The organism is Streptomyces swartbergensis, assembly GCF_002148965.1.
GTDB classification, from domain to species: domain Bacteria; phylum Actinomycetota; class Actinomycetes; order Streptomycetales; family Streptomycetaceae; genus Streptomyces; species Streptomyces swartbergensis.
Map to the genome: position 1 here is coordinate 1 of NZ_NGFN01000556.1, position 3141 is coordinate 3141.

The 3141-nt window shown below is 68.4% G+C and carries 2 protein-coding genes; one reads left to right on the forward strand and one right to left on the reverse strand.

The window, feature by feature from the left end; genetic code table 11:
- Positions 1-44: 44 nt before the first annotated feature.
- The gene (locus CA983_RS41970; protein WP_086605893.1) at positions 45-2105 is read left to right on the forward strand and encodes a pectinesterase family protein; all 2061 of its coding nucleotides are present in this window, start codon (positions 45-47) and stop codon (positions 2103-2105) included.
- A 72-nt stretch (positions 2106-2177) separates the two neighbouring features.
- Here CA983_RS41970 and CA983_RS41975 read toward each other — a convergent pair.
- The coding region (locus CA983_RS41975; RefSeq protein WP_086605894.1) for a glycoside hydrolase family 5 protein at positions 2178-3141 on the reverse strand (964 nt) is incomplete at its 5' end.

Genomic DNA, 3141 nt, shown 5'->3' on the forward strand with positions numbered 1-3141 from the left:
AACCCACCCCCGGACCATCCCCCCGCACGGAACGGATTCGCCGCATGAGTGAGCCGCACAGCAAGCCCCGGCACCGCAGAAGCCGCACGGCCCTGGCGGTCGGTGTGCCGCTGGCCCTGACCGCCGCCGGCACCCTCGCCTACGGCACCGACCTCGGCGTCCTCGGCTCCACCGCCCGGCAGGCCTCCGCCGCCGCTCCCGCCTGGGCCGCCGACACCGCCGACGGGTTCGCCTCCGTCAACTCCCTCGGCCAGAACGGCACCTACGGCGGCCGGGACGGCAAGACCGTCACCGTGAAGACGCAGGCCGACCTGGAGAAGTACGCCACGGCCACCGAGCCGTACGTCATCGTCGTCGCCGGCACGATCACCATGAACCCGGTCGGCAAAGAGATCAAGGTGCAGTCCGACAAGACCATCGTCGGGTCCGGGACCTCCGGGCACATTGTCGGCGGTGGGTTCTTCCTCGGTTCCGGGGTCCACAACGTGATCATTCGGAATCTGACCATCCGGGACTCGTACCAAGGCGTCTGGAACGACAAGGATCACGACTTCGACGCCATCCAGATGGACGGCGCCCACCACGTGTGGATCGATCACAACGATCTGCGGCACATGGCCGACGGGCTCATCGACGTCCGCAAGGACAGCACGAACGTCACCGTCTCCTGGAACAAGCTGAGCGACAACAACAAGACCTTCGGCATCGGCTGGACCGAGAACGTCAAGACGGACATCACGATCCACCACAACTGGATCCGCGAGACCGAGCAGCGCAACCCGTCCACCGACAACGCCGCCCACGCCCACCTCTACAACAACTTCCTGGAGGACGCCCCGGGCACCGGCATCAAGTCGTCGTACGGCAACTACTCGCGCGGCGCGACCAAGATGGTCCTGGAGAACTCCCTCTTCCAGGGCGTCAACAACCCCGTCATCAAGGACAGCGGCGCCGCCATCGTCCAGCGCGGGAACTCCTTCTCCGGCACCAGCGGGCGCAACGAGAGCGGCGGGAGCGCCTTCGACCCGAAGGCCTACTACCCGTACACCCTCGACAAGGCCGCCGACCTTCCGTCGATCCTCAAGTCCGGTGCCGGGCCCCGCGCTTCCATCGGTACGACCACCGCCGCCTCCACCAAGGCCGCCAATGCCACCACCCTCACCGTGGCCAAGGACGGCAGCGGGCAGTACACGACCGTGCAGGCCGCCGTGAACGCCGTACCGGCGAACAATCCGTCGCGCGTCGTGATCGCCGTGAAGCCGGGGACGTACCGGGAGCTGGTCAAGGTGCCGTCCAACAAGCCGCACGTCACCATCCAGGGCACCGGCGGCAGCCGCAAGGACACGACGATCGTCTACAACAACGCCTCCGGTACGCCGAAGCCCGGCGGCGGCACGTACGGCACGGGCGGCAGCGCCACCGTCGCCGTCGAGGCCGACGACTTCCAGGCGCGGAACCTGACCATCTCCAACGACTTCGACGAGAAGGCCAACCAGTCCCTCAGCGGCCACCAGGCCGTCGCCCTGCGGACCGCCGCCGACAAGGTGTTCCTGGACGGGATCATCGTCAGCGGGGACCAGGACACGCTGCTGCTCGACACCGCCGCGAAGGACCGGCTGGGCCGGGTCTACGTCAGCAACTCCTACGTCATCGGCAACGTCGACTTCATCTTCGGGCGGGCCACGGCCGTCGTCGACAGGTCCGTCATCACACTGAAGAAGCGCTGGGACGGCACCTCGGCCGGCTACGTCACCGCCCCGAGCACCGCCGCGAACCGCAAGGGCATCCTGATCGCCAACTCCACGGTGAACGGCGACGTGTCGGGCGGCAGCTTCTACCTCGGGCGGCCCTGGCACGCGGGCGGGGACGCCTCGCTCGACCCGCAGACCACGGTCCGCAACACCAGCCTGAGCGCCGCGATCAAGTCCACGCCGTGGACCGACATGAGCGGCTTCTCGTGGAAGGACGACCGGTTCGCCGAGTACAAGAACACCGGTGCGGGCGCGGGTTCGGCGAGCTCCAACCGGCCGCACCTGACCGACGCGCAGGCCGCCGACCAGGAGGTCGCGGACTGGCTCGCGGGCTGGACGCCTTCGGCGTCCTGACGGCTCCCTTCCGGGTCCGGCTGACGAGCGGCGCCGGACCCGGAAGGGCCACCATGGTCCCCGTGGGGGCTTCTACTGCTTCCAGGCCCAGTGCAGCCGGTCCAGGCCGCTCTGGTTGTTCACCGTCAGGCTGAGGTTCGTCCCCGTGCCCTGGAGCGTGGTGAGGGAGTAGGTGTCACCGTTGCGCAGGCCGGGCCAGTAGACCGAGCCGAGGCCCATCTCGCGGATGGTGTCGGTCGCGGCCTGGATGTAGGCGACCTCGTTGGAGCCGTTGACCGGGCCGTTGTAGTCCAGGCCGGTCGTCATCGAGGCGCCGAACTCGTCGAGGATCGTGCGCGAGGCGCAGTCGCCGATGCGCGCCTTGAAGTCCTGCTTCCACTGGTCGACGCTGGTCCAGTCGGTATGCCAGAAGCCGTAGTTGTGCAGGGCGATCCGGGTGCCGTTGAGGCGCGGGTCGGCGCAGACCGGCTTGACGTCCTCGCTGTACTTGTACCCGCCGATCAGCATCCGGTCGCGGGGCACGTTGCGGTGGGTGGTCACCCACTTCGCTGCGATGTCGGTCCACTCCTGGGCGGTGTAGCCGAACGGCTCGTTCATCGGCTCGAAGTACACCTTGGAGTTGCGGGCGTAGGCGGAGGTGATCCGCGCCCACATCTGGTCCCAGGAGGCCTGGTTGTCTATCTTGCCGTCCTTGGCGTTGTCGGCCTCCCAGTAGCCCAGGATGACCTTGAAGCCCTTGGCGGTGGCGGCGTCGATCGCGCCCCGGTACGACTTCCAGAACGGGCCGTTCACGGAGGCCGGGTTCACCGGGAGGCGGACGGTGTTGGCGCCCAGCTTGGAGAACCCGCCGATGATCGCCCTGGACTTGGCGTAGGTCGTGGCGTAGCTGTCGGAGGTGGACAGGCCCGAGGGCACGACCGCGTCGTCRGCGTAGTTGTCGCGCGGGTCGGCCCAGTTGACGCCCTTGAAGTCGCTGACGGGCGGCGGGGCGGTGGGGGAGGCGGCTGCGGGAGAGGCGAGGGCCCCGCCGAATGCC

What these genes read in the sequence shown, in the direction of transcription:
- CA983_RS41970 (WP_086605893.1), top strand. Translation starts at nt 45, where the DNA reads ATGAGTGAGCCGCACAGCAAGCCCCGGCACCGCAGAAGCCGCACGGCC.